The 23,570-nt window shown below is 63.5% G+C and carries 16 protein-coding genes and 1 riboswitch; of the genes, 11 read left to right on the top strand and 5 right to left on the bottom strand.

Annotated elements, in window-relative coordinates; translation table 11 throughout:
• Positions 1-23 precede the first annotated feature (23 nt).
• The 7 genes from glyS (at position 24) to O9X62_RS03840 (ending at position 6,872) form a co-directional block, all read left to right on the top strand.
• Complete coding sequence (gene glyS / locus O9X62_RS03870) at positions 24-2,114, top strand: glycine--tRNA ligase subunit beta (RefSeq protein WP_269531445.1); 2,091 nt, start codon at positions 24-26, stop codon at positions 2,112-2,114.
• Between the two features lie 9 nt (positions 2,115-2,123).
• A complete protein-coding gene (gene gmhB / locus O9X62_RS03865) occupies positions 2,124-2,678 on the top strand; it encodes a D-glycero-beta-D-manno-heptose 1,7-bisphosphate 7-phosphatase (RefSeq protein ID WP_269531444.1) in 555 nt (184 codons plus the stop codon).
• Between the two features lie 19 nt (positions 2,679-2,697).
• Positions 2,698-3,465 (top strand): 1-acyl-sn-glycerol-3-phosphate acyltransferase, encoded by a 768-nt coding sequence (locus O9X62_RS03860; protein WP_269531443.1) that lies wholly within the window; start codon positions 2,698-2,700, stop codon positions 3,463-3,465.
• On the top strand, positions 3,446-4,147 hold the full coding sequence (locus O9X62_RS03855) for a M48 family metallopeptidase (protein ID WP_269531442.1): 702 nt from the start codon (positions 3,446-3,448) through the stop codon (positions 4,145-4,147). The genes O9X62_RS03860 and O9X62_RS03855 overlap by 20 nt, the downstream gene beginning before the upstream one ends.
• Positions 4,148-4,199: 52 nt before the next feature.
• Positions 4,200-5,414 carry an ATP-binding protein gene (locus O9X62_RS03850; protein WP_269531441.1) on the top strand — a complete coding sequence of 405 codons (1,215 nt, stop codon included), beginning with the start codon at positions 4,200-4,202 and terminating at the stop codon, positions 5,412-5,414.
• Positions 5,411-5,953 (top strand): response regulator transcription factor, encoded by a 543-nt coding sequence (locus tag O9X62_RS03845; RefSeq protein WP_269531440.1) that lies wholly within the window; start codon positions 5,411-5,413, stop codon positions 5,951-5,953. The genes O9X62_RS03850 and O9X62_RS03845 overlap by 4 nt, the downstream gene beginning before the upstream one ends.
• Before the next feature lie 136 nt (positions 5,954-6,089).
• The gene (locus tag O9X62_RS03840; protein WP_308446431.1) at positions 6,090-6,872 is read left to right on the top strand and encodes an inositol monophosphatase family protein; all 783 of its coding nucleotides are present in this window, start codon (positions 6,090-6,092) and stop codon (positions 6,870-6,872) included.
• A 24-nt stretch (positions 6,873-6,896) separates the two neighbouring features.
• Here the strand turns inward: O9X62_RS03840 and O9X62_RS03835 are convergent, their stop codons facing one another.
• Entirely contained in the window at positions 6,897-7,910 is a 1,014-nt protein-coding gene (locus O9X62_RS03835; RefSeq protein ID WP_269531438.1) for a porin, read from the bottom strand.
• 54 nt (positions 7,911-7,964) lie between these two features.
• Here O9X62_RS03835 and O9X62_RS03830 point away from each other — a divergent pair, with 54 nt between their 5' ends.
• Entirely contained in the window at positions 7,965-8,684 is a 720-nt protein-coding gene (locus O9X62_RS03830; protein WP_269531437.1) for an ABC transporter substrate-binding protein, read from the top strand.
• A 61-nt stretch (positions 8,685-8,745) separates the two neighbouring features.
• On the opposite strand, the gene O9X62_RS03825 is transcribed toward O9X62_RS03830, so the two are convergent.
• The gene (locus O9X62_RS03825; protein WP_269531436.1) at positions 8,746-10,704 is read right to left on the bottom strand and encodes a TonB-dependent receptor; all 1,959 of its coding nucleotides are present in this window, start codon (positions 10,702-10,704) and stop codon (positions 8,746-8,748) included.
• Positions 10,705-10,860: 156 nt separating this feature from the next.
• Positions 10,861-11,065: riboswitch (cobalamin riboswitch) on the bottom strand.
• Between the two features lie 60 nt (positions 11,066-11,125).
• On the opposite strand from O9X62_RS03825, the gene O9X62_RS03820 reads away from it, so the two are divergent.
• Both O9X62_RS03820 and O9X62_RS03815 read left to right on the top strand, forming a co-directional pair.
• Positions 11,126-11,503: a VOC family protein gene (locus O9X62_RS03820; RefSeq protein WP_269531435.1), complete on the top strand. Its 378-nt coding sequence runs from the start codon at positions 11,126-11,128 to the stop codon at positions 11,501-11,503.
• A gap of 49 nt (positions 11,504-11,552) precedes the next feature.
• A complete protein-coding gene (locus O9X62_RS03815) occupies positions 11,553-11,834 on the top strand; it encodes a hypothetical protein (RefSeq protein WP_269531434.1) in 282 nt (93 codons plus the stop codon).
• Here the strand turns inward: O9X62_RS03815 and glpK are convergent, their stop codons facing one another.
• Positions 11,835-13,316 (bottom strand): glycerol kinase GlpK, encoded by a 1,482-nt coding sequence (gene glpK / locus O9X62_RS03810; RefSeq protein ID WP_269531433.1) that lies wholly within the window; start codon positions 13,314-13,316, stop codon positions 11,835-11,837.
• A gap of 75 nt (positions 13,317-13,391) precedes the next feature.
• Between glpK and glpD the strand changes: the two genes are divergently transcribed.
• Positions 13,392-14,888, top strand: coding sequence for a glycerol-3-phosphate dehydrogenase (glpD, locus tag O9X62_RS03805; RefSeq protein WP_269531432.1), 1,497 nt, complete (start codon positions 13,392-13,394; stop codon positions 14,886-14,888).
• A gap of 70 nt (positions 14,889-14,958) precedes the next feature.
• Here glpD and O9X62_RS03800 read toward each other — a convergent pair whose 3' ends face one another.
• Complete coding sequence (locus tag O9X62_RS03800) at positions 14,959-21,225, bottom strand: Hpt domain-containing protein (RefSeq protein ID WP_269531431.1); 6,267 nt, start codon at positions 21,223-21,225, stop codon at positions 14,959-14,961.
• 76 nt (positions 21,226-21,301) lie between these two features.
• The gene (locus tag O9X62_RS03795) at positions 21,302-23,536 is read right to left on the bottom strand and encodes a methyl-accepting chemotaxis protein (RefSeq protein WP_269531430.1); all 2,235 of its coding nucleotides are present in this window, start codon (positions 23,534-23,536) and stop codon (positions 21,302-21,304) included.
• Positions 23,537-23,570 lie beyond the last annotated feature (34 nt).

Here is a 23,570-nt window from a genome sequence, read left to right as displayed (position 1 = left end):
GCGCCTAGCACCGTGTAAGCGTCATGACCCAAACCCTGCTGATCGAACTGTTTACCGAAGAACTGCCACCCAAGGCGCTGCCCAAGCTGGCCCGCGCCTTTGCCGACACCATTGTTGGCGAGCTCAAGGCGCGCCACCTGCTGGCTGATGCCGAGCCGGCCTTCGAGGTGTTTGCCTCGCCGCGCCGTCTGGGTGTGGCCGTGCAGCGCGTGCTGGCGCAAGCGCCCGAGCGCGAAGTCGAGGAAAAGATCATCAGCGTGGCGGTGGCCTTCGATGCCGAGGGCAAGCCGGCCATGCCGCTGCTCAAGAGCCTGGAAAAGAAGGGGCTGGACGCCTCGGTGATTCCCTCGCTCGAACGCAAGCCCGACGGCAAGGCCGATGCGCTCTACCTGCGCCAGCGTGTGCAGGGTGATGCCTTGGCCGGTGTGATCGACGCGATACTCGCCGAGACTGTCCGCAAGCTGCCCGCCCCCAAGCTGATGCGCTGGGGCGCCAATGAAGTCCAGTTCGTGCGCCCTGTGCATGGCCTGATCGTGCTGCATGGCGCCCAAGTGGTGCCGGCTTCGGTGCTCAATCTGCAAGCCGGTCGCGTTAGCGGCGGCCACCGCTTCCTCTCGCAAGGTACGGTGGAGGTCGCCAGTGCCGATGCCTATGCCGATACACTGGCCACGCAAGGCAAGGTGATTGCCAGCTTCGATGCACGCCGCGCGGCCATCAAAGCCAAGCTCGATGCCATGGCCGCCCGCCACGGCGCGACTTACGCTGGTGGTGATGCACTGATCGACGAAGTGACAGGTTTGGTCGAATGGCCAGTGGTGCTGGAGGGGGAATTCGAAGCCGAATTCCTCAAGGTGCCGCAGGAGTGCCTGATCCTGACCATGCAGCAGAACCAGAAATATTTTCCGCTGCTGGATGCTGCGGGCAAGCTGATGAACCGCTACCTGATCGTCTCCAACCTGGAAACGGCCGATCCGCGTTTCATCGTCCACGGCAATGCCCGCGTGCTTCGCGCTCGTCTTGGCGACGCCAAGTTCTTCTACGAGCAGGACCAGAAGCACCGGCTCGACAGCCGTCTGGGCCGCATGGCGAACGTGGTCTACCACAACAAGATCGGCAGCCAGCTTGAGCGCATCACCCGGCTTGAGTCGATTGCGGCACAGGTCGCCGAACTGCTGGGCGAAGACACCTCGCTGGCGGCGCGCGCGGCCCATCTGGCCAAGGCGGATCTCGTCAGCGATATGGTTGGCGAATTCCCCGAGCTGCAAGGCATCATGGGCACTTACTACGCCCGTCTCGATGGCGAGCACGAAGCCGTGGCCGCTGCGATTGAAGGTCACTACCACCCGCGCTTTGCGGGCGATACGCTGCCGCAAGGTGCCGTCGCGCAAGCCGTCTCCCTGGCGGATAAACTCGAAACCCTGGTCGGCATCTGGGGTATCGGCCTGATTCCGACTGGCGACAAAGACCCCTACGCGCTGCGCCGTGCCGCCTTGGGCGTACTACGCATGCTGGTGGAAGCCAAGCTGCCGCTGGACCTGCGCGTGCTGCTGGCCCGCACGGCCGAATCCTTCCCGGCGGGCGTGGTGGCCGAAGGCACGGTGGAAGGCGTGTTCGGTTTCATGCTCGACCGCCTGCGCAACCTGTTGGCCGCTGATTACCCCGCTGCCGATATCGAAGCCGTGCTGGCCGATGCACCAAGCACCTTCAACGAACTGGGCGCACGCCTTGCGGCCGTGGCCGAGTTCAAGCAACTGCCTGAAGCAACGGCGCTGGCTGCCGCCAACAAGCGCATCCGCAACATCCTCAAGAAGAACGTGCCTGAGGGCACGGCGTTGCCCGCGATTGATGCCGGCAAGCTCATTGAGGCCGCCGAGCGCGATCTGCACGGCGCACTGCAAAGCGTGGCCGGTCCGTTCGAAGCCGCGTTTGCGGCGCACGACTACACCGGCGCGCTCAAGCAGCTGGCCAGCCTCAAGACCCCGGTCGATGCCTTCTTCGATAGCGTGATGGTGATGGCCGATGACTTGGCCGTGCGCAATAACCGGCTGGCGCTGCTGGCAGCGCTGGGCGCGTTGATGAACCGCGTTGCGGATATCTCCTTGCTGGCCGACTAAGCACTTGCCATGAAACTCGTCATCCTCGACCGCGACGGCGTCATCAACCATGACCGCGACGACTTCGTGAAGTCGGCGGCCGAGTGGTTGCCCATCGAGGGTAGTCTTGAGGCCATTGCCCTGCTCAATCACGCGGGCTGGCGCGTCGTGATCGCTTCGAACCAGAGCGGCATCGGCCGTGGCTTCTTCGGCATGAGCGAGCTAAACGCCATGCACGACAAACTGCATCGCCTGCTTGCCAGCGTGGGTGGCCGGGTAGACGGCATCTTTTTCTGCCCGCACACGGCCGATATGCAATGCGATTGCCGCAAACCCAAACCCGGCATGTACCGCGATATTGCCCAGCGATTCGATGTGCGCCTCGACAACACCCCGGTGATTGGTGACAGCCTGCGTGATCTGGAAGCGGCTGCTGTCGTGGGCGCCCAGCCGATTCTGGTGCGCACCGGCAAAGGTGAGAAAACACTCGCGGCCGGCGGTTTGCCGGAATTGACCCATGTCTGTTACGACCTGATGGATGCCGCGTTGTATCTGATCAGCAAGGACGAGGCTGATCGGCTCTGAGCCGGCGGATGGAAACCCCATGCTTGCATTGCGTTCACTGCTGTATATGACGGGTTGGGCACTGAACACGGTGCTCTGTGCCTTTGCCTGCATCATCGCCATTCCCCTGCCGTATACGATCCGCTATGCCGTCATCAGCTACTGGTGCTGGTTTGCCGTGAGCTGGCTACGGCTTACCTGCGGCGTGCGCAGCCGCGTGATCGGCCGCGAAAACCTGCCTAAGCAGGCCGCCGTGGTGATGAGCAAGCACCAGTCCGCCTGGGAAACCATGGCCCTGCAGCAGCTGCTGCCACTGACGGCCTGGGTGGTGAAGCGCGAACTGCTGTGGATTCCGTTCTTCGGCTGGGGGCTCTGGAGCCTCAAGCCCATCGCCCTGAACCGCAGCAACCGCATGGAAGCCACCCGCCAGCTGATCGAGCAGGGCCGCGAGCGTCTCGCTGCGGGTGCCTGGATCGTGATCTTTCCCGAGGGTACGCGCGTTGCCGCGGGCAAGCGTGGCAAGTACAAGTCGGGGGGTGCCCGCGTCGCCTGTGGCGCCGGGGTGCCGGTGGTGCCGGTGGCGGTCAACTCGGGCGAGTTCTGGCCACGCAATAGCTTTCTGAAACATGCCGGGGAAATCACCCTGTCGGTGGGCCCGGCCATCAGCACCGTGGGCAAGTCGCCTGATCAGGTGACGCGCGAGGTCGAGGCCTGGATCGAAACCGAAATGGCCCGGATCAGCGGCGTGGGTCCGTGCTGGCCGGCCGATCGCCAACCTGCCGATGTCCATGGCCCGGTCGCTGCCTGAGTCCATTCGTTATTGCCGCTTGGGCGGGCGGGAGCTGTCCGTACGCCTCAGCCGCTCCAGTCGGCGTAGCGTGGGCCTGCGTATCGATGCCGACGGCTTGGCCGTCACCCTGCCGCAACGCTTCCCCTTGGCCGAACTCGACAGCATCCTGCATCAGAAAGCCGGCTGGATACTGGGCAAACTCGACGAGATGGCGCAACGCCCTGTCGCCCAAGGCCTGAGCGAAGGTACGCAGGTCGACTGGCTGGGCGAGCCGCGCACGGTACAGCTCGGTGCTCGCCGCGCGAGCATTGATGCCGATGCGCTGCATGTCGCGACCAGCGATCCCGCGCAACTCCCGCAGGCGCTCGAAAAACTGATGCGCCGCGAAGCCCGCGATTTTCTCGGCGAGCGGCTGGCATTTTGGGCCGCACGGCTGAATCTGCAGGTCAGCGCGTTCAAGCTCTCGGGTGCCGGTACGCGCTGGGGCAGCTGCACCTCGCAAGGCGTGGTGCGGCTTAACTGGCGGCTGATGCAGGCACCGATTCCGGTGATTGATTACGTGGTCATCCACGAGCTGTGCCATCTGGTTGAACTCAACCATTCCGACCGCTTCTGGGCACTGGTGGCGACTGCCTGCCCCGACTGGAAAGCCAAGCGCGACTGGCTCAAGCGCGAAGGGCCGCGTTACTTCGCCTGGTGACTGCGACAAGCCGTCGCACCGCAAGCCGGCAAGCCGCCGCTACAATCGCGGCATGCCCACCGCCCTGACTACCACCCTGCATCGCCTCGTCCTCCTGCGCGGCCTCACCATCACCGCCTATGCGCTGGCCATGGCGCTGGCTGGCTGGGTGCTTGACTGGGCCTTGCCGCTGGTATCGCTGGCCTTCATCTGCTTGCTATTGCTGGCTTACAACGGCTTCACCTTTGTGCGTCTGCGGCTGGCTCGCAAAGGCGCGGCGGTCTCCGAGGGCGAGATTGCACGCCAACTGGCGGTCGATATCGTGGGCCACGGCATGTGGCTGTTCTTTCTGGGCGGTGCCACCAACCCGTTCACTGCCTGGTTTCTGCTACCGCTGACCATCGCCGCTGCCAGCCTGTCGGCCCGCTTTGTGTGGCTGCTGACCCTGCTCACGGTGCTCACCTATTCCACGCTGCTGATCTGGTATCAGCCCCTGCCGATTCCCGATGCGGTGATCGGCCAGGCATTCTTCTTTCATACGCTGGGCATGTGGATCGCCTTTGTGGCGGCCGCCATCATCGTCGCCAGCCTGGTTGCGCGTATCGGTCGCCAATTGCGCGATAACGAGCGCGCCCTGATGGCCGCGCGTGAGGCCGGCATGCGTCAGCAGCAGGTGATGGGTCTGGCCATTCAGGCCGCGGGTGCGGCGCATCGGCTGGGCACGCCGCTGGCCACCATGACGGTGCTGGTCGATGAGCTGCGCGCCAGCCGCGCGGACGATGCCGATTTGCAAGCGGATCTCACCGTGCTGGCCCAGCAACTCGCGGCCTGCCGTACCGAGCTGCAACGCCTGCGCGACGACAACGAACACCCCGAACCCCGGCATGCGGATGCTGCAATACTGGCCGTGCTGGATGATTGGCGCGTGGTACGCCCCGATGCGCGCATGGAATACCGTGTACTTGGCACGGATACCCCGCCACGCGTGATCCTGTCGTTCGGCTTGCGGCAGGCACTGCTGAATCTGTTCGACAATGCCGCCGATGCCAGCCCCGAGTGGCAGTGCCTGACTCTGGATTGGTCTGCCAGCCGCTTGCGCCTCATTCTGGAGGACGCCGGTCCCGGCTTTGATGGCAGCGTGGGCGAGCCCGCCGAGCCTTCTGCGGAGGGGCTGGGTGTGGGTGTGGCTTTGTCGGTTTCGGCCATTGAGCGTGCCGGTGGCCAGTTGAGCTGGCTGCGTCGTGATGGCGGCGGCACCCGTGTGCAGATCGAGCTGCCCACGCGATGAGCGATATCCTGCTCATTGATGACGACGACGCGCTGCGCAGCGTATTGAGCCGTGCTTTCAGCCGCCGCGGCTGGCAGGTACGTACGGCCGCTACACTGGAGGAGGCCGATGCGCATATCCGCGTACAAGCCCCGGCCTACGCGCTGGTGGACCTGAAGCTGGGCGAGGCTTCCGGCCTGCGCCTGATCCGTACCTTGGCCCAGGCGGCACCGGATTGCCGTATCGTCATGCTCACGGGCTATGCGAGCATCACCACTGCGATAGAGGCGATCAAGCTGGGTGCCGTGCACTATCTGGCCAAGCCGGCTGGCGTGGACGAGATCATTGCGGCCTTTGCACGCAGCGCAGGGGATGCGGATGCCGATCTGCAGGCGCAACCGCTGAGCGTGGACCGGCTTGAGTGGGAGCATATCCAGAAGGTACTGGCCGAGCACGAGGGCAATATCAGCGCCACCGCCCGCGCGTTGAACATGCACAGGCGCACCTTGCAGCGCAAGCTTGCCAAGCGGCCCAGCCCCAATCCGCCTGCACGCGATTGAACGGCTTGGCAGTAGGGCGACACGCGCTGTTGCAGCGGCGCCCATCGCCCGAATTCGGAGTGCTGCACCGCGTCATCGCCCGCTACAATGGGCGGCCCCAATCCCACCGCGCCTGTCTGCCATGAACGACGCCGCCCTGCTCGAACAGCTCGCCGCCCTCGCCCGCCATGTGGCGCGCACCGAGGTCATGCCGCGCTTCCTGCGTCTGGGACAGGGCAGCCGCAAGCACGACGGTACGCTGTTCACCGAAGCCGACGTGGAAACCCAGCGCGCACTGGTGGAAGGCTTGCCGCGCATCGTCGATTGCCCGGTGCTGGGCGAAGAGATGGAGCCCGACGAGCAGGAGGCGCTGTGGGCCAATAACGCGCGTATCTGGGTGATCGACCCGATTGATGGCACCACCAATTTCTTCCACGGCCTGCCCTACTTTGCGATCTCGATCGCGCTGATGGAAGCCGGCCGGCCGCGTCTGGCGCTGGTTTACAACCCGGTATCGGACGAGTGCTTTACGGCTGCACGTGGACAAGGCGCCCACCTTAACGGCCAGCGTTTGCCGCTCAAGCAGCATGTGCCCACCATGCCCGAGGCCATTGCCGGGGTGGAGGTCAAATGGCTGGGCGGCAAGCTACCGCTGCGTTTGGCGACGCTGCCGCCGTTTGGCAGCCAGCGCAACTTTGGCGCATCGACGCTGGACTGGTGTTATCTGGCGGCCGGGCGCTTCGATCTGTATGTGCACGGCGGCCAGAAGCTGTGGGACTACGCTGCCGGCTGCCTGATTCTGGAAGAGGCCGGTGGACGCATGACCAGCCTTTACCACGAGGACTTCTGGTCGGACGATATGTGGCAGCGCTCGGCCGTGGCGGCACTCAATCCCGGCCTGTTCGAACAATGGACACGCTGGGTGCGCGCCAATCTCTAGTCCTCAAGACCAAAGCCGCACGGCTCAGAAGTAATGCAAGAGGCCGGCGGTCAGGTAGCGCTGGTCGGCGGTAGCACCTTCTGCCTGCTCACCACCCAGTTCCAGTATTAGCGCGGTGCGTGCGCTGAAGGCGTGTTTGCGCCCCAGTGCATAGCGGACAAACCCCGTATCCGGCTGGCGTAGGCCGTCCAGGCGGCGATCATCACCCTGCATCACGGAGGCCTTCCACTGGTGCAGGCCATCCCGATGCAGCAGGTAAGCTTGCCGGGTAAGTCGCCCTTGCGACATCAAGCCGCCACCGCGGGTTCGCCCGTACTGTTGTTGCACGCCGATCTCCCACGGCGCCCGGGTATAAGCAAGCGAGACCAGCGCGGCCCGGCTTTGCCGACCGGCCTGCGGTAATCCCTGGGGGCTGCGCAGATTGTCGAGTCGGGCCAGCGCCAGTGCACTGCGCCAGCCGCCTTGCTGCCACTGCAGATAAGTCGACCAGGCGTCCGAAGCGGCCACATCGGCCCCTCGATTTTCACCTAGGCTCAGATGTATGGCGCAGCGCCACATCGAGGCAGTGGGGCAGTCGTAACGGATGCCGTTGTCGAGCCGGGCCGGCAGCAGGCGGTCATGCAGATTGATGGCAAACCCGCCGAACAGCGCTACACCCTCATGCCAGTCGAACAGATTGGCCATGTCCTGATAGGGATGGTAGCCGCGGCCCAGACCCAGACGGCCGAATTGACCGCTTACACCAACCCAGGCCTCGCGATTACCCCAGCCCGAAGGATTGAAAGCCGCGCCGTTGCCATCATCGGGTTTGACCTGCGTTTCCACCTTCCAGAAGGTGCGGTAACCCTCGCCCAGATCATGCTCGCCCTTGAACCCCAAGCGCGACAGGGCGTACAGGTTCTCGACCTTGATCTGCTGCGTACTGCCGTTATCCAGCCATACCAGCCCCATATTCACCGCGCCATAAATCTGCACGCCTTCGGCCAGCGCGGGTAGGCAGAGCAAACTGACAAGCGGGGCCAGCAGTCGGGTACGCATGATCGGGAATTCAGTTAGTGCTGATATGTCCAGTCTAGGTTCTATACTCGTTCCATGCTGAAGCAAATCACCCTGCTCCTGATCTGCCTGTGCGTCACGGCTTACGCCGAACCCTTGCGCGTCGCGCTGTTCGATGTGGAGCCTTATGCCAAACAGGTGCCGGGTACGGCCGCGCAGGGCGTTTATGTCGAGATCGCCAACCTGCTGGCCCGTGAGGCCGGCATGACGCCCAGTCTGGCCTTGATGCCATTCCCGCGTGTTGCCGCTACCGTGGCGGCCAACAAGGCGGATCTGACCTTCAGCTTTGAAACCGAACAGCTCAAACGGGATGCCCACCGCATCGGGCCGCTGGTGCTCGCAGACTCAATCCTGGTGAGCAAGCGCGGCCTGACGCTGACCGAGCCGAAGCAGGTAGCCGGGCGTATCGTGGGCCGCTTGCGCGGCGGTTGCGCCGATCTGATCGAAGTCCTTCCCGGCCCCCCCAGCTTCTATGACCTGCCCGGTTTTGATAGTGGCCTGAGGATGTTGCTGGCCAATCGGGTCGATGTGCTTTGCACCACCCGCGAAGCCTTCAAGCACTATCTCAAACAGACGCGCCTCGCCCGTGACGACTTTGGCGACATCTTGCTGTTACACCGCCGTCAGGTCTGGATCTATACGGCAAACGGCCTTGATGTCGCTGTCCGTGTGCGGCTGGAGCGGGCTGCCGAGCGTATCCGCAAGAACGGGACGCTGGATGCGATCTGGTCGCGCTATGTGCAGGTAGGGGACTAACGAGGCCAGACCAACAAAAAGCCCGGCACAATGCCGGGCTTTTTGTTGGTCGATGGCCTGCTCAGAAACGGTAATCGGCGCTGGCAAACCAGCGACGGCCCGGTTCCGGGTACAGGTTGTAGTTGGGGCCGAAAGTCGAGCGGATGCCGTAGCTTGCGTAACGCTTGTCACCCAGATTGCGACCAGCCAGCGCGAACTGCCAATCCTGCCAGCGATGGCTGAGCTTGATATCCACCGTGGCGTAACCGGGCAGTTTGGGGCCGGTGTTGGTCTGGTCGTTATCCAGACGCGCATCGCCAACGGCGTGCACCGAAGCATCCAGACGCGTTGCGCTCGTAAAGGTATATCCGGCACGCAGGTTCAGCAGGGTTTTGGGTACCAGCGGCACGCGCTTGCCGTTGAGGTCGCCCGCACCGTAGGCGCCCGAACGGAATTCGGCTTGCTGGAGGGTGGCGTTGATGCCGTAGTCGAGATCGCCGAAGGCTTGCGACCAGTCCGCACTCAGGCCCTCGCGGCGCGTGGGCTGCAGGTTGATGTTCTGGCCGAAGCCGAAGGGGCCGGCAAACGGTTGATACGCAATTTCGTTGGTAAGGCGCAGGTTGAAGGCGCTGAGTCGCAAGGTGCCGCCACCGAGTTTGGCATCCAGACCGGCCTCGATATCGCGGCCGCGTTGCGGTGCCAATTGGGCGTTATCGACGAGTTCGTCGGCGTTGGGCAGGCGATAGCTCTGGCCGAGGCGGGCAAACAGCGACAGATCGCTACCTAGTTGCTGGCGTACGCCCAGTTGCAGTGCCGATGGCGATTCGCTGCGCTCCACCGCCGGTGCGCCGCTGGCCGTCACCGTCTGCTTCATGTGTTCGCTGCGCGCGCCGACGTTGATGCGCGTTGTCGTGCTCAGGGCGTAGCCCAGATCAGCCCACAGCGCGCGGACGGTCTGTTTGCTCTGGTTAGCGCTGGCGTAATTGAAGCCGGGGCTGCGGTAATCGAGCATGTTGCTCGCGCGGATGCGGCCCAGGTCGATACCGAAACTCAACAATCCGGCACCGAAGTCATACGAGGCACGGGGCGACACCCGCTGGTCGCGCACTTCGCCATGGGCTTGGGTGGTGCCACCGAAGGCGTCTTCGAAATGGCTATCCACTGTCTTTTCGCGGCGGCTGGCGTCCACTGCCCAGCGCCACGCCGCGATGCGACCTTCGCCGTGCACGGTAAAGCGCTCGTTATCGGTTTCGCCGTGGTCGGCCAGTGTGCTGCTGCCCCAGGTATCGTTGAGGAACTGATTGACGCCGGTGGCCGGGTTGACGGAGCGCGCGCCGGGGAAGCGGAAGTCATCCTGCTCGTTGGCATACCCTGCGCTGAAGCGCGTATCGCCATCGCGATAAGCCAGCTCGGCCGAGCCGTTGCGGCCACGATGGCCGCTGTTGGCGCGGAAGCCATCGGTGTCGAGCGCGCGGCCATCGAGGCGCAGGCTCAGGTGCTGGCCCACATTGATATGGCCGCTGGCGCTGAATTCGCGGTGATCGTTGCTGCCCAGGCGTACGCCCAGGGCGGTGCTGTTGTCGCGGCGCGTGATCAGGTTGATCACGCCGCCCGTGCTGCCGCTACCCCAGGCCACGCTACCGCCACGGATGATTTCGATGCGCTCGATGCGTTCCAGCGGAATCGAGGCCAGCTTGGGGGCGGAGAGATCGTTGTCGTTGAGGCGTACGCCGTCGAGCAGGATCAGCGTGTTGCTCGGGCCAGTAATGCCGAAACCGCGCAGATCGATGCTGCCATTGTCGGTGGAGTCGAGCTTGCGCACGGTGACACCGGCCACGTTGGCGAGCAGATCGGGAATCGTGGTCGCGGCCGAGCGGTCGATGTCGTCACGGCTGATGACCGTGAGGTTGACGGCCTGGTCGGCTGCCTTGGCCGGCAGGCGGGTGGCAGTGATCTGGATGCCGGCGTTGTCGGCCAGCAGGGGCGCGGCCATGCCGGCAAACGCCAGCGCAGCGGCCAGCGAGGTCAATCGGGAAGTCATGGGAAAAGGTGCTCCGTTGCGCCTGCCCACCGCAGGCATCAGTCCAAGCGGAGGCGCAACGGCATGCGGTGCCGGATGACTGCGGGCGCAGTACGGCGAACCGGGGCATTGCAGGGTGTGTCGCCCACCGCGACCTCCGCACCAAAACCGCATTCATGGCGAATGCAGACGGCAGGCCGGTCTCCGGGCTTGTTGCTCCGCGTTTCGCCTTCCCGTCAGGTCAAACCTGCAGTGGCCATCAAAACGCATCAGCACAACATACCGTTGCGGGGGCAGCGCCGGATTCGCTTGCATGCAAACCTACCGGCTTCCCGTTTCACCCGACCGATCATGGTCGGACACCTGTCGCGGGGCGGATTATACGTGGCGATGCCGGGTAGGCCGAACTAATCTGGAAATCCACTTACGCAGGAGCAATGTCATGGCTGGCCAGAACGCAATCAACTGGTTCGAAATCCCGGTCGAGGACTTCGACCGCGCCAAGCGCTTCTATAGCGCCATCTTTGCCTACGAGATGCCCGAGTGGCCCATGGAAGGCCTGCGCATGGGTGTGCTGCCGCATACCGATGCCGGCGTTGGCGGTACGATCATCCACGTACCCGGCTTCTACAAGCCTTCGCAGGATGGTGTGCTGATCTATCTGAACGGTGGTGATGACCTGAGCGTGGTGCTCGATCGCGTTGAGCCGGCGGGCGGCAAGGTGCAGATCGCCAAGCGGCTGATCACGGAGGAAATCGGCTATATGGGCGTGTTTACCGATTCCGAAGGCAACCGGATCGCCCTGCATTCGCCGCACTGATGCGATAATCGCGACTGTTCAGACAGTCGTCGTAGCCGGGGTTGCCAGCATGCAGATCAAACGCGCCGTGGAAGTATGGGAAAAGGGCATGGATGGTGCGCTGGTCGGCCGCTGGCCCGTAGCCGAGACGATTTCCACGGCTTTCCTGTTCCGCCTGTTCGCGGCCGAGCAGCAGCAGGCCGACCCCGAGATGCGCCTGGGTTACTTCCTGACACACGACAAGCTGTCTGCACTGCAACCTTATGTGGCGCAGCCGTTCACGCCGGATCAGCACGATTACATCCTGATGGCCTACGGCCTGCCTGAGGGCATGGTCGAGCCGGCTGAATGATCAGTTTGTCCTGACGCGCTGCACGGCCTCTTGCCAGCCACGATAAAGCGCACCGCGCTGGCTCGCCGGCATGGCGGGCGTAAACGTCTGCTGGCGTGCCCACAGCGCCCCAATCTCATCCAGATGCCGGTACACGCCGGCACCCAGCCCGGCCAGATAGGCGGCACCCAGCGCGGTGGTCTCGGTGACCTCCGGACGGTCTACCGGTGTGGCCAGCAAGTCGGCCAGAAACTGCATCAGCCAGTCATTGGCTGCCATGCCGCCATCCACACGGATCGCTGCCGGTAAGGCGGCACCATCGGCACGCATGGCGTCGAGCAGGTCGCGGCTCTGGTAACACACGGATTCGAGCGCGGCTCGGACGATTTCGGCAATACCGGCATCGCGCGTCAGCCCCATGATCGCGCCGCGCGCCTGTGGATCCCAGTACGGCGCGCCCAGGCCGGTGAAGGCCGGCACCAGATAAACGCCGTGGTTACTGTCCACGCGCCGTGCCCAGGCTTCGGTCTCGCTGGCGCTGCCGATCAGCTTGAGCGCGTCGCGCAGCCATTGCACCGCCGCGCCGGCAATGAAGATGCTGCCCTCGAGCGCGTAGGTGGTCTCCCCGCCGAGCCGCCAGGCGACGGTGCTGATCAGGCGGTTGCGCGAATGGACCACCTCTTTGCCCGTATTCATCATCATGAAACAGCCGGTGCCGTAGGTCGATTTGACCATGCCTGGCGCAAAGCAGGCCTGCCCGAAGCTGGCCGCCTGCTGATCGCCGGCCACGCCACGGATCGGCATGGCGGCGCCGAATAGTGCGGGATCGGTGTTGCCGAAGTCGGCGGCGCTGTCGAGTACCTGGGGCAGCAGGCTCGCCGGTACGCCAAAGAAGGCTAGCAGTTCCGGGTCCCAATCCTGCGTGTGCAGATTGAACAGCAGTGTGCGTGAGGCGTTGCTGGCGTCGGTGGCGTGGACCTTGCCGCCCGTGAGTTGCCAGATCAACCAGCAGTCGATGGTGCCGAAGGCTAGCTCGCCGGCTTCGGCACGGGCGCGTGCGCCGGGGACGTGATCGAGCAGCCAGGTAATCTTGGTCGCCGAAAAATACGGATCCAGCAGTAGGCCGGTGCGCGTTTGCAGCCAGGATTCACGCTCGGCGCTGTGTTGCTTGCGGCACCACTCGGCCGTGCGCCTGTCTTGCCAGACGATGGCGGGGTGGATGGGTACGCCGGTGGCGCGATCCCATACCACCGTGGTTTCGCGCTGGTTGGTCACGCCCACGGCGGTGATGTCGGCGGCTGCCAGACCGGCCTGTTGCAGGGCATCGCTTACCACGGACTGGGTATCGGCCCAGATGCGTTGCGCATCGTGCTCGACCCAGCCATCGGCCGGGTAGGACTGCGGCAGCTCGGTCTGCGCGCGGGCGAGGACCTTGCCCTCGCGATTGAACAGCATGGCGCGTGTGCTGGTGGTGCCCTGGTCGATGGCCAGCAAGGTGGTCATGACGTGTTTCCTTTTGTACGCGATTGAATGACTTCCTTGGTGAGCAGCATAGCCGATGGGCTATGTTGAAAGCGCATGGAAACCAATCACTACGACCTTATTATTATTGGCGGTGGCATCAATGGTGCCGGCATCGCCAATCATGCCGCTCAGGGCGGCTTGCGGGTGCTGTTGCTGGAACAGGGCGATCTGGCGGGTGCCACCTCCTCGGCATCGAGCAAGTTGATCCACGGCGGCCTGCGTTATCTGGAGCACAAGGAATTCCGTCTGGTGCGGGAAGCCTTGGCAGAGCGCGAAGTCTTGCTGCGCATGGCGCCACATCTGGTTTGGCCGCTGAGCTTCGTGTTGCCGCATCACGCGGGTCTGAGGCCGGCCTGGCTGATCCGCATGGGGCTGTTTCTGTATGACCATCTGGGCGGGCGTGATCGTTTGCCCTCCTCGTACTCGATCCGCTTGGGCAAGCATGCCTGGGGGCGGCCACTCAAGCCGGCCTTTCGCAAGGGTTTCGTCTATGCCGACTGCTGGGCCGACGATGCGCGTCTGGTTGTAGCCAATGCCATGCAGTGCCGTGAACTGGGCGGCACCATCCGTACACGCACGCGGCTGCGCTCGGCACGCAGGGAGGGGCGTGAATGGCGGGTACAGATTGAATCGAGCACGCACCAGCAGGAAACCCTTTATGCGCGTGCCATCGTCAACGCGGCCGGCCCCTGGGCCGAGCGTGTGCTGCGCGAAGGGCTGGGTTTGGGTGCGCGCGATTCCGTCAAGCTGGTCAAGGGCAGCCACATCGTGGTGCCGGCACTGCACGATGGACCGCAGGCGTTCATCCTCCAGCACCAGGATGGACGCATCGTGTTCGTGCTGCCCTACGAGGGGCGTTTCAGCTTGATCGGCACCACCGATATCGTCCATACCGGCGCACCCGGCGAGGTGGCCTGTACGGATGAGGAGGTGACCTACCTGTGCAACCTGGTAGCCGAGTATTTTGAGCAGCCGCCCACGCCTGCGGATGTGGTGTGGCGCTATTCGGGCGTGCGGCCCCTGTATGACGACCGCCGTGGCAATCCGTCTGCCATTACCCGTGACTATGTGTTGCGCCTGGACCGTGAAGGCGCGCCGGTGCTTTCGGTATTTGGTGGCAAGCTGACCACCTATCGGCAGCTGGCGCGTCATGCGATGGCCCAGTTGCAACCGTACTTCGAGCGATTCCAGCTGCATGACCCCCCCCCGCCTTTGGCTGGCGGCGCCATCCCGTATGCAAATTTCCCGGCCTTTCTGGCCGAGCAGCGCGGCCGTTATCCCGATCTGCCCGAGGAGCTGGTGACGCGGCTGGCACACCAGTTCGGTGACCGTATCGGCAAGGTGCTGGGCGTAGCACTCACTGTGGCTGATCTGGGCCGCCATTTTGGCGCCACCCTGTACGAGAGCGAGGTGCGCTATCTGCAGCAGGAGGAATGGGCACGCGCACCCGATGACATCCTGTGGCGACGGACCAAGCAGGGCTTGCACATGAGCGAAACGGAGCGGGAGGCATTTGCGCTGTGGTTTGCGGAGCAGTACGGCAAGCATTGAACCGGTACACCCACCAAAGGCAAAGGCCCCGTTGAAGCGGGGCCTTTGTCTTTGGTGGGACGATCCGTAATCAGGCGTCCACCGCCTCGTTGGCGATCAGCCGCTGGATGTGACCCATCAGCTCGTCTTCTTGATAGGGCTTGCCCAGGAACACATTGACGCCCAGTTCGAACGCGTAGTTCTTGTGTTTGTCGGCAGTCCGCGAGGTGATCATGATGATAGGGATGTCGCGTGTATCGGCATTCGCTCGCAGGTTGCGCGTGAGTTCGAAGCCATCCATACGGGGCATTTCCACGTCCAGCAGCATCACGGCCGGGCGGATGTCCTGCAGCTTCTGCAGCGCATCCACACCATCCTTGGCGGTCTCGACCTGATAGCCTTCGCGCGCCAGCAAACGGCTGGTGATCTTGCGCACGGTGAGCGAATCATCGACCACCATGACCAGCGGCATGACCTGCATGATCTCTTCAGGTGCCGGTGCGCTGGCTGCCATGGCGGCATCAAAATCGGCTACCGGGGCTTCGGCGCGGCGCTGCAGCAGGGCGATCGGGTTGATGATCAGCACGATCTCGCCGTTACCCAGCACGGTGGCACCGGCGATACCGGCCACACGTACCAGCTGCGGGCCGATGTTCTTCACCACGACTTCCTGGTTCTTCACCAGTTCATCGACGTGGATCGCGATCCGGTTCACACCCGAGCGCAACAGCATGATGGTGTTGTAGCGCTTCTGCTCGGGCTGGGTGTCGTAATCGCCCATCAGCCGCGGCAGATAGTGGAAGGGATACACATTGCCCTGCCACTCGGCCTGGTGCTGCTGATACAGCTGGTTCAACGGGTCGATCTTGAGTTCCTGAACCTGCTCGACCATGACCGACGGAATCGCATACAGCTTGCCGGCCACCTTGACGAGCACCGCCTGTGTCACCGCCAGCGTCAGCGGCAGGTGGATCACGAAGGTCGTGCCCTTGCCGAGCGTGGAGGTGACCTCCACGCGGCCGCCCAGTTCTTCGATTTCGCTCTTCACCACATCCATGCCGATACCACGGCCCGAGAGCTGGGTCACGGCGCTGGCGGTGGAGAAGCCGGCCTCAAAGATCAGCGCCATGATCTGCGCATCCGTGTAGTCGGTATTCGCCTCGATCAGGCCCTTTTCCAGGCCCTTCTGGCGAATGCGATCGATGTTCAGACCGGCACCATCGTCGCGCAGGGTCAGGACCAGCTCGTTACCTTCCTGACGGGCCTCAACGACGACTTCACCGAATTCGTTCTTGCCCAGAGCAAGCCGGTCTTCGGGCTTTTCGAGGCCGTGGTCGATCGCGTTACGCAGCATGTGCTCGAACGGCGACACCATCTTTTCCAGCACCGAACGGTCAATCTCAGCCCGTCCGCCGCGGATTTCCAGGTTGACCTTCTTGCTGGTTTCCTTGCCCGTCTGGCGTACCACGCGGTAAAGACGTTCGGACACCGAGGAGAACGGCACCATACGGATACGCATCAGCTCCTGTTGCAGGTCACGCGTCATCCGCGCTTGCTGGGTCAGGGCGGCGCTGGATTCGTCGAGGTTCTTCAGCAGGTTGTGCTGGAAGGTGGCCACGTCGTTCACGCTCTCGGCCATGAAGCGCGTGAGTTCCTGCAAGCGGGTAAAGCGGTCGAATTCCAGCGGGTCGAAGTCCGGTGCATCGCCGACCATCGACAGGCGCGACTGCATTTGCGATTCCGCCTGGATTTCCACTTCACGCAACTGGCCGCGCAAGCGCACCACGTTGTCGGTCAGTTCCAGCAAGGAGCGCTTGAGCAGCAGCATTTCGGATTCGATACGGCTGCGCGAGATCGCCACCTCACCGGCCTGGTTGACCAGGCGGTCGACGAGATCGGCGCGCACCCGGATGCTGGCGCGACCGGCATCGGGATCAGACAGGGCGATAGCCGGTGCCGCAGCACGGGCGGGTTGCATGGGCGAGATTGCCGCGACCGCCGTGCTGGCTGCAGGCGTGTCGTCGCTGGCGTCTTGCGCATCAATGACGCTGTCTTCTGCCTCGGCGTCGGCACTGACAGGTTCGCCATTGATCAGACGATCCTGCAGCTCAACGATGGCGTCGTAATCGAGGTCCAGCTCATCGATGATACCCGGGGGCAGATGCTCGCCTGCGTTGAGCAGGCGGGTTTCCATATTGTGGGTGGCTTCACCCAGGCGCATGGCCCCGGCCATCCGGGCGCTGCCCTTGAGCGTATGCAACACGCGCTTGAGGGAATCGAGCGTTTCGGATTGTTCGCTGCTGTCGCGCAGGGCGCGCAGGCCGGCGGAAACTTCGGGCAGCAGTTCCTGCATTTCTTCGATGAAGATCGGCAGCAACTGCTCGTCCAGCTCATCCGATACCGTGATGCTACCCAGGCGATCGGTGCTGCTCAGATGCATGACGGCACCGACGCCATCGGCCTCTGCCGGTGTGGGCAGGCCGACTTCGGCGACCGGTTCCACCTTGGCGGCGGCCGCCGAAATGGCATCCAGAATTTCTGCATCGTCGCCGTGGTCAACGGGCGACTCGTGCACGATGAGCGATTCGTCCACATCGGCCAGCGGCAGGTCTGCCAAGGGGGCGGCCAATGGTTCGAGTTCGACGACCGACACGGTATCTTCGTCCAGCAGGACGGGGATGTTGTCGATATTCAGTGACTCGTCGGCAGTCAGCTCGATGGTGGTGTCGGGGGGCGCAACTACGTCTGCCACGGTCTCATCGATGGTGAGACCCTCTAGCGAGATGACCTCATCCTCGTCGAGCGTAATCGACTCAAAAACGGGCTGGGTGTCGGAAACCGGTGCCACCATGATGTCGGCTTCGGCTTCGGCTTCGGCTTCGGCTTCGGCTTCGGCTTCGGCTTCGGGCTCATCGAGCGGGAAGTCGAGCAACACCTCATCCTGAGCTTCGCCGTCTTCTGCAGGCACGGTGAGTTCCAGTACCTCGTCATCGGCAGGGGCCGGGTCTTCGATACCTGGTGCCGTTGCCGCGCTATCGGGCTCGATTGCATCCAGGTCGAGGATCAGCTCATCTGTCGCCGCAGCAGGTGTCTCTGCCACCTGCGGCGAGAAGGCGTCGAGCTCCAGCGACAGCTCTTCGTCTGCCGAGGTCAGGGTAATGGCTTCGCTGGCGATGGTGAGCGGATGGGCGCTGTCCTTGAGGCGATTGGCCAAGGCCAGCAGCGGCGCAACCGAGGGCGATGCCGCACCAGGCGAGGCATAGTTGCTGATCTTGCCCAGCATGGCGCCGACTTCATCAATGGCCAGGGCCAGTGTGCCGTAGTCTTCCTGCTCCAGCGCGATGCCGGCTTGCTGGTGGGCCAGCAAGGCTTGTTCGATGGCGTGCGCCAGTTCGCCCAGATTCGCGAACCCAGTCGTGTTGGCAATGCCGCATAGCGTGTGGGCGGCATGCACGAAGGCCGGTTCGACTTCGCCACGGGTACTGAAGTCGATAAAGGCTTCACTCAGCGTGGTGTAGTGGCGGTAGGCCTCGTCGAGGAAAATACCGAAGAGGGCACGCGAGATGGTCAACTCGCCGATCTGGATCTCGGCAGATTCGTTGTCGTCTTCCTGCGATGTCTGCAAGGACGCAGCGAGTTGCTCCGAGAGCGCAAGATCCAGCTCCACCACCGGTGATGCATCCGCGGTGCCGCTTGCGGTGTCCGGTTCAGCCGGCGTGCTGTCGGATGGGCTGCCGGACGCATCGAAGTCCAGCACCAGGTCCAGTTCTGCGGCGTCAGCATCGGCGCTGGACGGGGTGTCGGCAGCCATGCCGGAATCGCTGGCCTGGTCGGGCGCTGCGGTGTCGACAGGGAAGTCGAGCACCAGTTCGGTGGCAGCGACATCTACGTCCGCACCGGTATCGAGGTCAAACGACAGGGCGTGCGCTTCCTCGGCCTGCGGTTCATTGACTGTGGACTGCGCTGCCTCCAGCGAGGGCAAGGCGAAATCCACAAGGTCATCGTCTGTTGCAGGCGGGGCAGCGGCGTCGATCTCCTCGATGGCATCGTGGCCGGAACTGAGTTCAGCCACGGGCTCGGCGGCGCTATCTGCGTCGGTTTCTGCCGGCGCAGGAGCGTCATCCTGTGGCGGGATCCCGGCATCGCTTGCCTCGGGTTCTTGCCCGCTCTTGAGCTGCTCGGCCAGTGCAAAGATGGCGCTGGCTTCAACCAGGGCCGTGCCTTGCTGCTTGAGTTCGTCGACCCAGACACCAAAACGCTCGGTCGACATGCCGACCAGTTGCAACAGGCTCGGGGTGGCGCGGCGCTCTTCCTGCAGCCATTTGTTCATGACCTGCTCGACCGCCCAGGCGACTTCGCCGAGCTGGTTCAGGCCCACCATGCGACCACTACCCTTGAGGGTATGGAAGCCGCGACGAATGACAGTGAGCGCATCCTTGTCACCCGGCTGTTCCTGCAGGGTGCCCAGGTGGCTGTTGACGTTGTCGAGAACCTCGACCGCCTCCTCCAGATACACCTCGAGCAGCTCGGCATCCACAGCCGCTTCGCTGACCGGGGTGGGGGCGGCAGGCGCGGGTGCCGGTGCGGGCGCAGGCTCCGCGCTGGCGACCGGTGTGTCGCGTTCGGCCTCGGGGCCTGTCGCAAACTCGACGGCAATCTGCTCGGCCTCGGTGGGTTCTGCCATAACCGGCTCGGCTGGGGCATCGCCACGGACACGCTGCAGCACACTGGCGATCAGCTTGTGGCGATCGGCCTCTTCGCGCTTGAGCGCGTCGATGTAGAACCCCAGGCTGGAGAACGCCTCGGCGAGGAATTCCAGCTCATCAGCAGGTGCGGTGTAGTCGTCTGCCTGATTGCGTTTCACGATCTCGGCGCAGGCATCCAGAATGGTCTGCGCATCGCGCTCATCAAGAATGGTCAGCGCACCCCGGATCTGCCGGATCGTGGCGTCCGTGCTGGCCAGTTCACCGCGGGTGCTGGCATCGCGGAAGAAATCGTCGAGGGTCTGTTCGATCTGCGTCAGGTTGGCCTGGATTTCCTGGGCAACCTGCGCCATCAGCAGGCGTTCCTGAGCGCGGCGCGAGACGTCGTCGAGGGTAACGTCCGGCGCTGCGGCTTCGCCTTCGCGCAGGCGGGTTTGCATGGCAGCCGATTGCGCGGGGAAGTCGCTGGAGTACTCGGGGAACACGACGAGCGCGTTTTCCAGCAGCAGGAGCGTCGTGGCCACTTCAAGCGCCATCGATTCATCGGGCGCAGTCTTGGCATCCGCGAGGACGGCCAGCAAGGTATCGGCGAGCGCCACGAAGCCGTCGATATTCAGGCTTGCACCACGCTGCAATACATCGGTGAGCTGCTGGCGGAATGCGGGCAGGCGATCGGCACTGCCGCCGCCGATGCGAGCCCAGTTATCCTTGGCGTGCAGCACCACTTCCTTGAGCTCGCGAGCGACCTGCATGGCAGCGAGCTGCTGGGCGTCGTCTTCCAGCGCACCCGCAGGCAGCAGCTCGGCAAGGCCGAATGCTTCGCGCACGGCGGCACACTGGCGGCTCTTGGTATCCATATGGGCGATGGCATAAAGCACATCGCGGAACAGGCGCTCGGCAACCTTGCCGCCATTCTCGCTGAGACGACGCAGTTGCTGGTTCAGGCGCAGGAACAGTTGCTTGAGATCGATATCCAGCTTGGCACGGTTATCCACACTGCCTTCGGCAAGTGCCGCCGCAGCCCACCAGAAGCCGCGTTGCAGACCGCTGGATTGGGTTTTGGCCACGCCGAACAGCGCTTGCACCATCCAGACGGCACCGTCGTGGCGATCGCCCTTGATCCAGCGCAGAAAGCCGGCCTCGAAGCGGCTGCGGGCATTCTTGAGATAGCCGGGCAGGGCGTCAGCGTCGAGCTTGTGGCTGGTGAGGGTGGCAGGCAGATCGGACGATAGCGAGGGGAAGAACAGGTCTGCCCCGCTGGAAACGGTTTCGCCGCGCAGCAGGCGTACCTGCTGATAGATCGGCAGCAACTTGAGCGGCAGATCGGGCGCACCGTTGACCAGGCCTTCAAGGTATTGCGCCAGGTTCTGCATGGCGTCGACAACTGCCGCGCGCAGGCCTTCCTGGGCCTCCCCACGTTCGATGCTGCCGATGGCAACTTCGAGCTCCTCGGCGAAGCGGCTGGCGCCCGACAGGCCGACCATTTCAACGGCGCCGCGCACCTGATGCAGGTGGGTCTGGGCAAATTTCAGTTCGGCAGCATCAGTGGCTGCTGCGTAGCGGTTCAGATTCTGGCGGGCTTTTTCCAGGGCAAGGTCGATCTCGCCCTTGACCCAGATCAGCGATCCCAGATCGAATTCGGTGTGCGCGCTCATCGTTATTTTGGTCCCGCTTGGTGGCTGATGGGCAGAGCAGGCGCCGCGGCTTGGACCGCTGGCGCCCTGTTATCGGTCAGAGTTTGAAGCCTGCAACCGAGCCCTTCAGTTCTGCGGCCAGACCCGTGAGCTGACCAATCTGCACGGCGGTCTGCTTGGTACCTGCCGTGGTCTGTTCGGTAATGTGGAGAATGTCCTGCATGGAGGCGGACACTTTGTCAGCCAGTTCCTGCTGCGACGTGGTGGCCTTGGCAATCGTATCAATCAGGTCGGCCAGTTCGTTCGACACCTGACCGATCTCGTTCAGCGCCTGACCGGCGGCATCGGACAGCTTGGCCCCTTCCACCACACCCTGGGTGGACAGTTCCATAGCGGCTACGGCGTCGTGGGTATCGGCCTGAATGGTTTTCACAATCGCGCCGATCTGCTTGGTGGCTTCACCGGAGCGTTCAGCGAGGCGCTGCACTTCTTCGGCAACCACCGTGAAGCCGCGACCGGCTTCACCGGCCGATGCGGCCTGAATGGCGGCGTTCAGGGCCAGCACGTTGGTCTGTTCGGTAATGTCGGAAATCAGTTCCACGATTTCACCGATCTCCTGCGAGCTTTCACCCAGACGCTTGATTCGCTTGGCGGTCTCCTGGATCTGCTCGCGGATTTCGTTCATGCCCTTGATCTGGTTCTGTACCGCGTCGGCACCCTTGGTCGCGGCTTCCAGCGACTGGCGGGCCACACGGGCGGATTCGGTGGCGTTACCGGACACATCGGTAATCGAGCGGGCAATCGATTGCACGGCCTCGTTGGTCTCCACGATTTCTTCGGACTGGCGCTGTGCGGCTTGCAGCAGTTCGCTCGAAATTGCCTGGGCTTGCTGGGAGGCGGCCGTCACCTGATCGGTCGCGCGGTTAATACCGATAATCAGGCTGCGCAGCTCGTCGATGGTGTAGTTCATCGAGTCGGCGATAGCGCCGGTCAGGTCTTCGGTCACCGACGCACGTACGGTCAAGTCACCGTCGGCGAGGTCGGACATTTCGTTCAGCAGTCGCAGAATGGCTTCCTGGTTCCGCTTGTTTTCCGCTTCGATTTCAAGCCGGCGACGCTGGGCTTCCGAGTTGTAAACGCGGATCAGACCGTAAAGGCCGGCGATGGCCACAACCGCAAAGATGATCGCCAGAACCAGCGAGATGGCACTGCCTGCCTGGCGCTCGAAGGCTTCGGTCAGCTTCTTGGCATCCTGCAGCAGCTTTTCGCTTTCGCGGAAGGTGGTCTGGTTGGCCTTGCGGGTGGCGTCGAGGTTCTGCATGTTGCTGGAGAAGGTGCTCACCACGGTTTCGAAATCCTTGAACATGTCGCGGATTTCAATCAGCTTTTCCTTCACTTCGGGGTTGCTGGTCGCGGCGATGCGCAATTCGGCGTTGCCGTCGATCATGCCCTGCATGGTGTCGCGGAAGGTGCTGGTGTCTTTGCCCAGCAGGAACACCACTTCGGGGTTGATCACTTCACCGGCCAGCATGGCGTTGGCGTTCTTGGCCATACGCTGCGACAGCATCACCTGCTGGTTGGCGAGTTCCACCTCACGCGAGCCGGCGCGCGATTCGGTGAGCAAGGAGACGAGCTGCTGCGACAGTTCCAGCAGGCGCGCATCGTTACGGTTAATCGTGTTCACGTTCTTGGTCAGCGCCACCAGCGTGGCTTGCTGCTTGAGAATGCTTTCGATGGTGGGTTGCTTGGGGTTGGGCCGGAAGTTGGCATTCCAGTTCTGCTGGATCGTGGCCAGAATCTCGGCCGGCTCGCCGCTGGCAGCCGGCGCTTCGCCACCGTCTACCAGTGCCTTGAGGTTACGGTCAAAGTCGTCATAAGCGCCTTTGAGCAAGGGGAAGGCTTCGGCATTACCCTGCACCGCCTGGGCGGCCGCACGAGCAATCCGCTGCGACAACATCTGCATTTCGGTTGAGGTGGCGCGGTAGATCACATCGTGACCGGAGCTACGCACCATCAGGATGACCGTGGCGACCAGCAGGAGGCCCGCGATACCCATGGTCCAGATACACAGTTCGATCTGACGACGGATCGGCAAGTGGCCGATCAGGGGCAGGGGGCTGACCATGCCGCTCTCCGCCTGCGGGCGGATGCGATCAAGGATGGATACCGTACGCAGCGGGTCATAAGCCTTGTCGGTCTTTTCTGCCGCCGCGGGCTTCTTGCCCTTGCCGAACAGACCCGCCAGCTTGCTGCCCAAGCCGCTGCCCGCCTTGGGAGCTGGGCCGGATGGTTTGCCCTTGTTGAGCGATTTCATGTTGTCCATCAGCGCCATCTTTGCGTCTCTCCCTGTCAACTTTGTGTGTGGG

It is taken from the genome of Chitinimonas sp. BJYL2 (genome assembly GCF_027257935.1).
Taxonomy (GTDB): Bacteria; Pseudomonadota; Gammaproteobacteria; order Burkholderiales; family Chitinimonadaceae; genus Chitinimonas.
The sequence above is the reverse complement of the archived record's forward strand: the minus strand, read 5'-3'. Positions and strand labels throughout refer to the sequence as shown.

Bases quoted from the DNA above. Each gene is read 5' to 3' on its own strand.
- O9X62_RS03860 (WP_269531443.1), top strand. From the start codon at position 2,698: ATGCTTGCATTGCGTTCACTGCTGTATATGACGGGTTGGGCACTGAAC.
- gmhB (WP_269531444.1), top strand. From the start codon at position 2,124: ATGAAACTCGTCATCCTCGACCGCGACGGCGTCATCAACCATGACCGC.
- glpK (WP_269531433.1), bottom strand. From the start codon at position 13,316: ATGACCACCTTGCTGGCCATCGACCAGGGCACCACCAGCACACGCGCC.
- O9X62_RS03845 (WP_269531440.1), top strand. From the start codon at position 5,411: ATGAGCGATATCCTGCTCATTGATGACGACGACGCGCTGCGCAGCGTA.
- O9X62_RS03850 (WP_269531441.1), top strand. From the start codon at position 4,200: ATGCCCACCGCCCTGACTACCACCCTGCATCGCCTCGTCCTCCTGCGC.
- O9X62_RS03815 (WP_269531434.1), top strand. From the start codon at position 11,553: ATGCAGATCAAACGCGCCGTGGAAGTATGGGAAAAGGGCATGGATGGT.
- O9X62_RS03795 (WP_269531430.1), bottom strand. From the start codon at position 23,536: ATGGCGCTGATGGACAACATGAAATCGCTCAACAAGGGCAAACCATCC.
- O9X62_RS03820 (WP_269531435.1), top strand. From the start codon at position 11,126: ATGGCTGGCCAGAACGCAATCAACTGGTTCGAAATCCCGGTCGAGGAC.
- glyS (WP_269531445.1), top strand. From the start codon at position 24: ATGACCCAAACCCTGCTGATCGAACTGTTTACCGAAGAACTGCCACCC.
- O9X62_RS03855 (WP_269531442.1), top strand. From the start codon at position 3,446: ATGGCCCGGTCGCTGCCTGAGTCCATTCGTTATTGCCGCTTGGGCGGG.
- O9X62_RS03835 (WP_269531438.1), bottom strand. From the start codon at position 7,910: ATGCGTACCCGACTGCTGGCCCCGCTTGTCAGTTTGCTCTGCCTACCC.
- O9X62_RS03830 (WP_269531437.1), top strand. From the start codon at position 7,965: ATGCTGAAGCAAATCACCCTGCTCCTGATCTGCCTGTGCGTCACGGCT.
- O9X62_RS03825 (WP_269531436.1), bottom strand. From the start codon at position 10,704: ATGACTTCCCGATTGACCTCGCTGGCCGCTGCGCTGGCGTTTGCCGGC.
- O9X62_RS03800 (WP_269531431.1), bottom strand. From the start codon at position 21,225: ATGAGCGCGCACACCGAATTCGATCTGGGATCGCTGATCTGGGTCAAG.
- glpD (WP_269531432.1), top strand. From the start codon at position 13,392: ATGGAAACCAATCACTACGACCTTATTATTATTGGCGGTGGCATCAAT.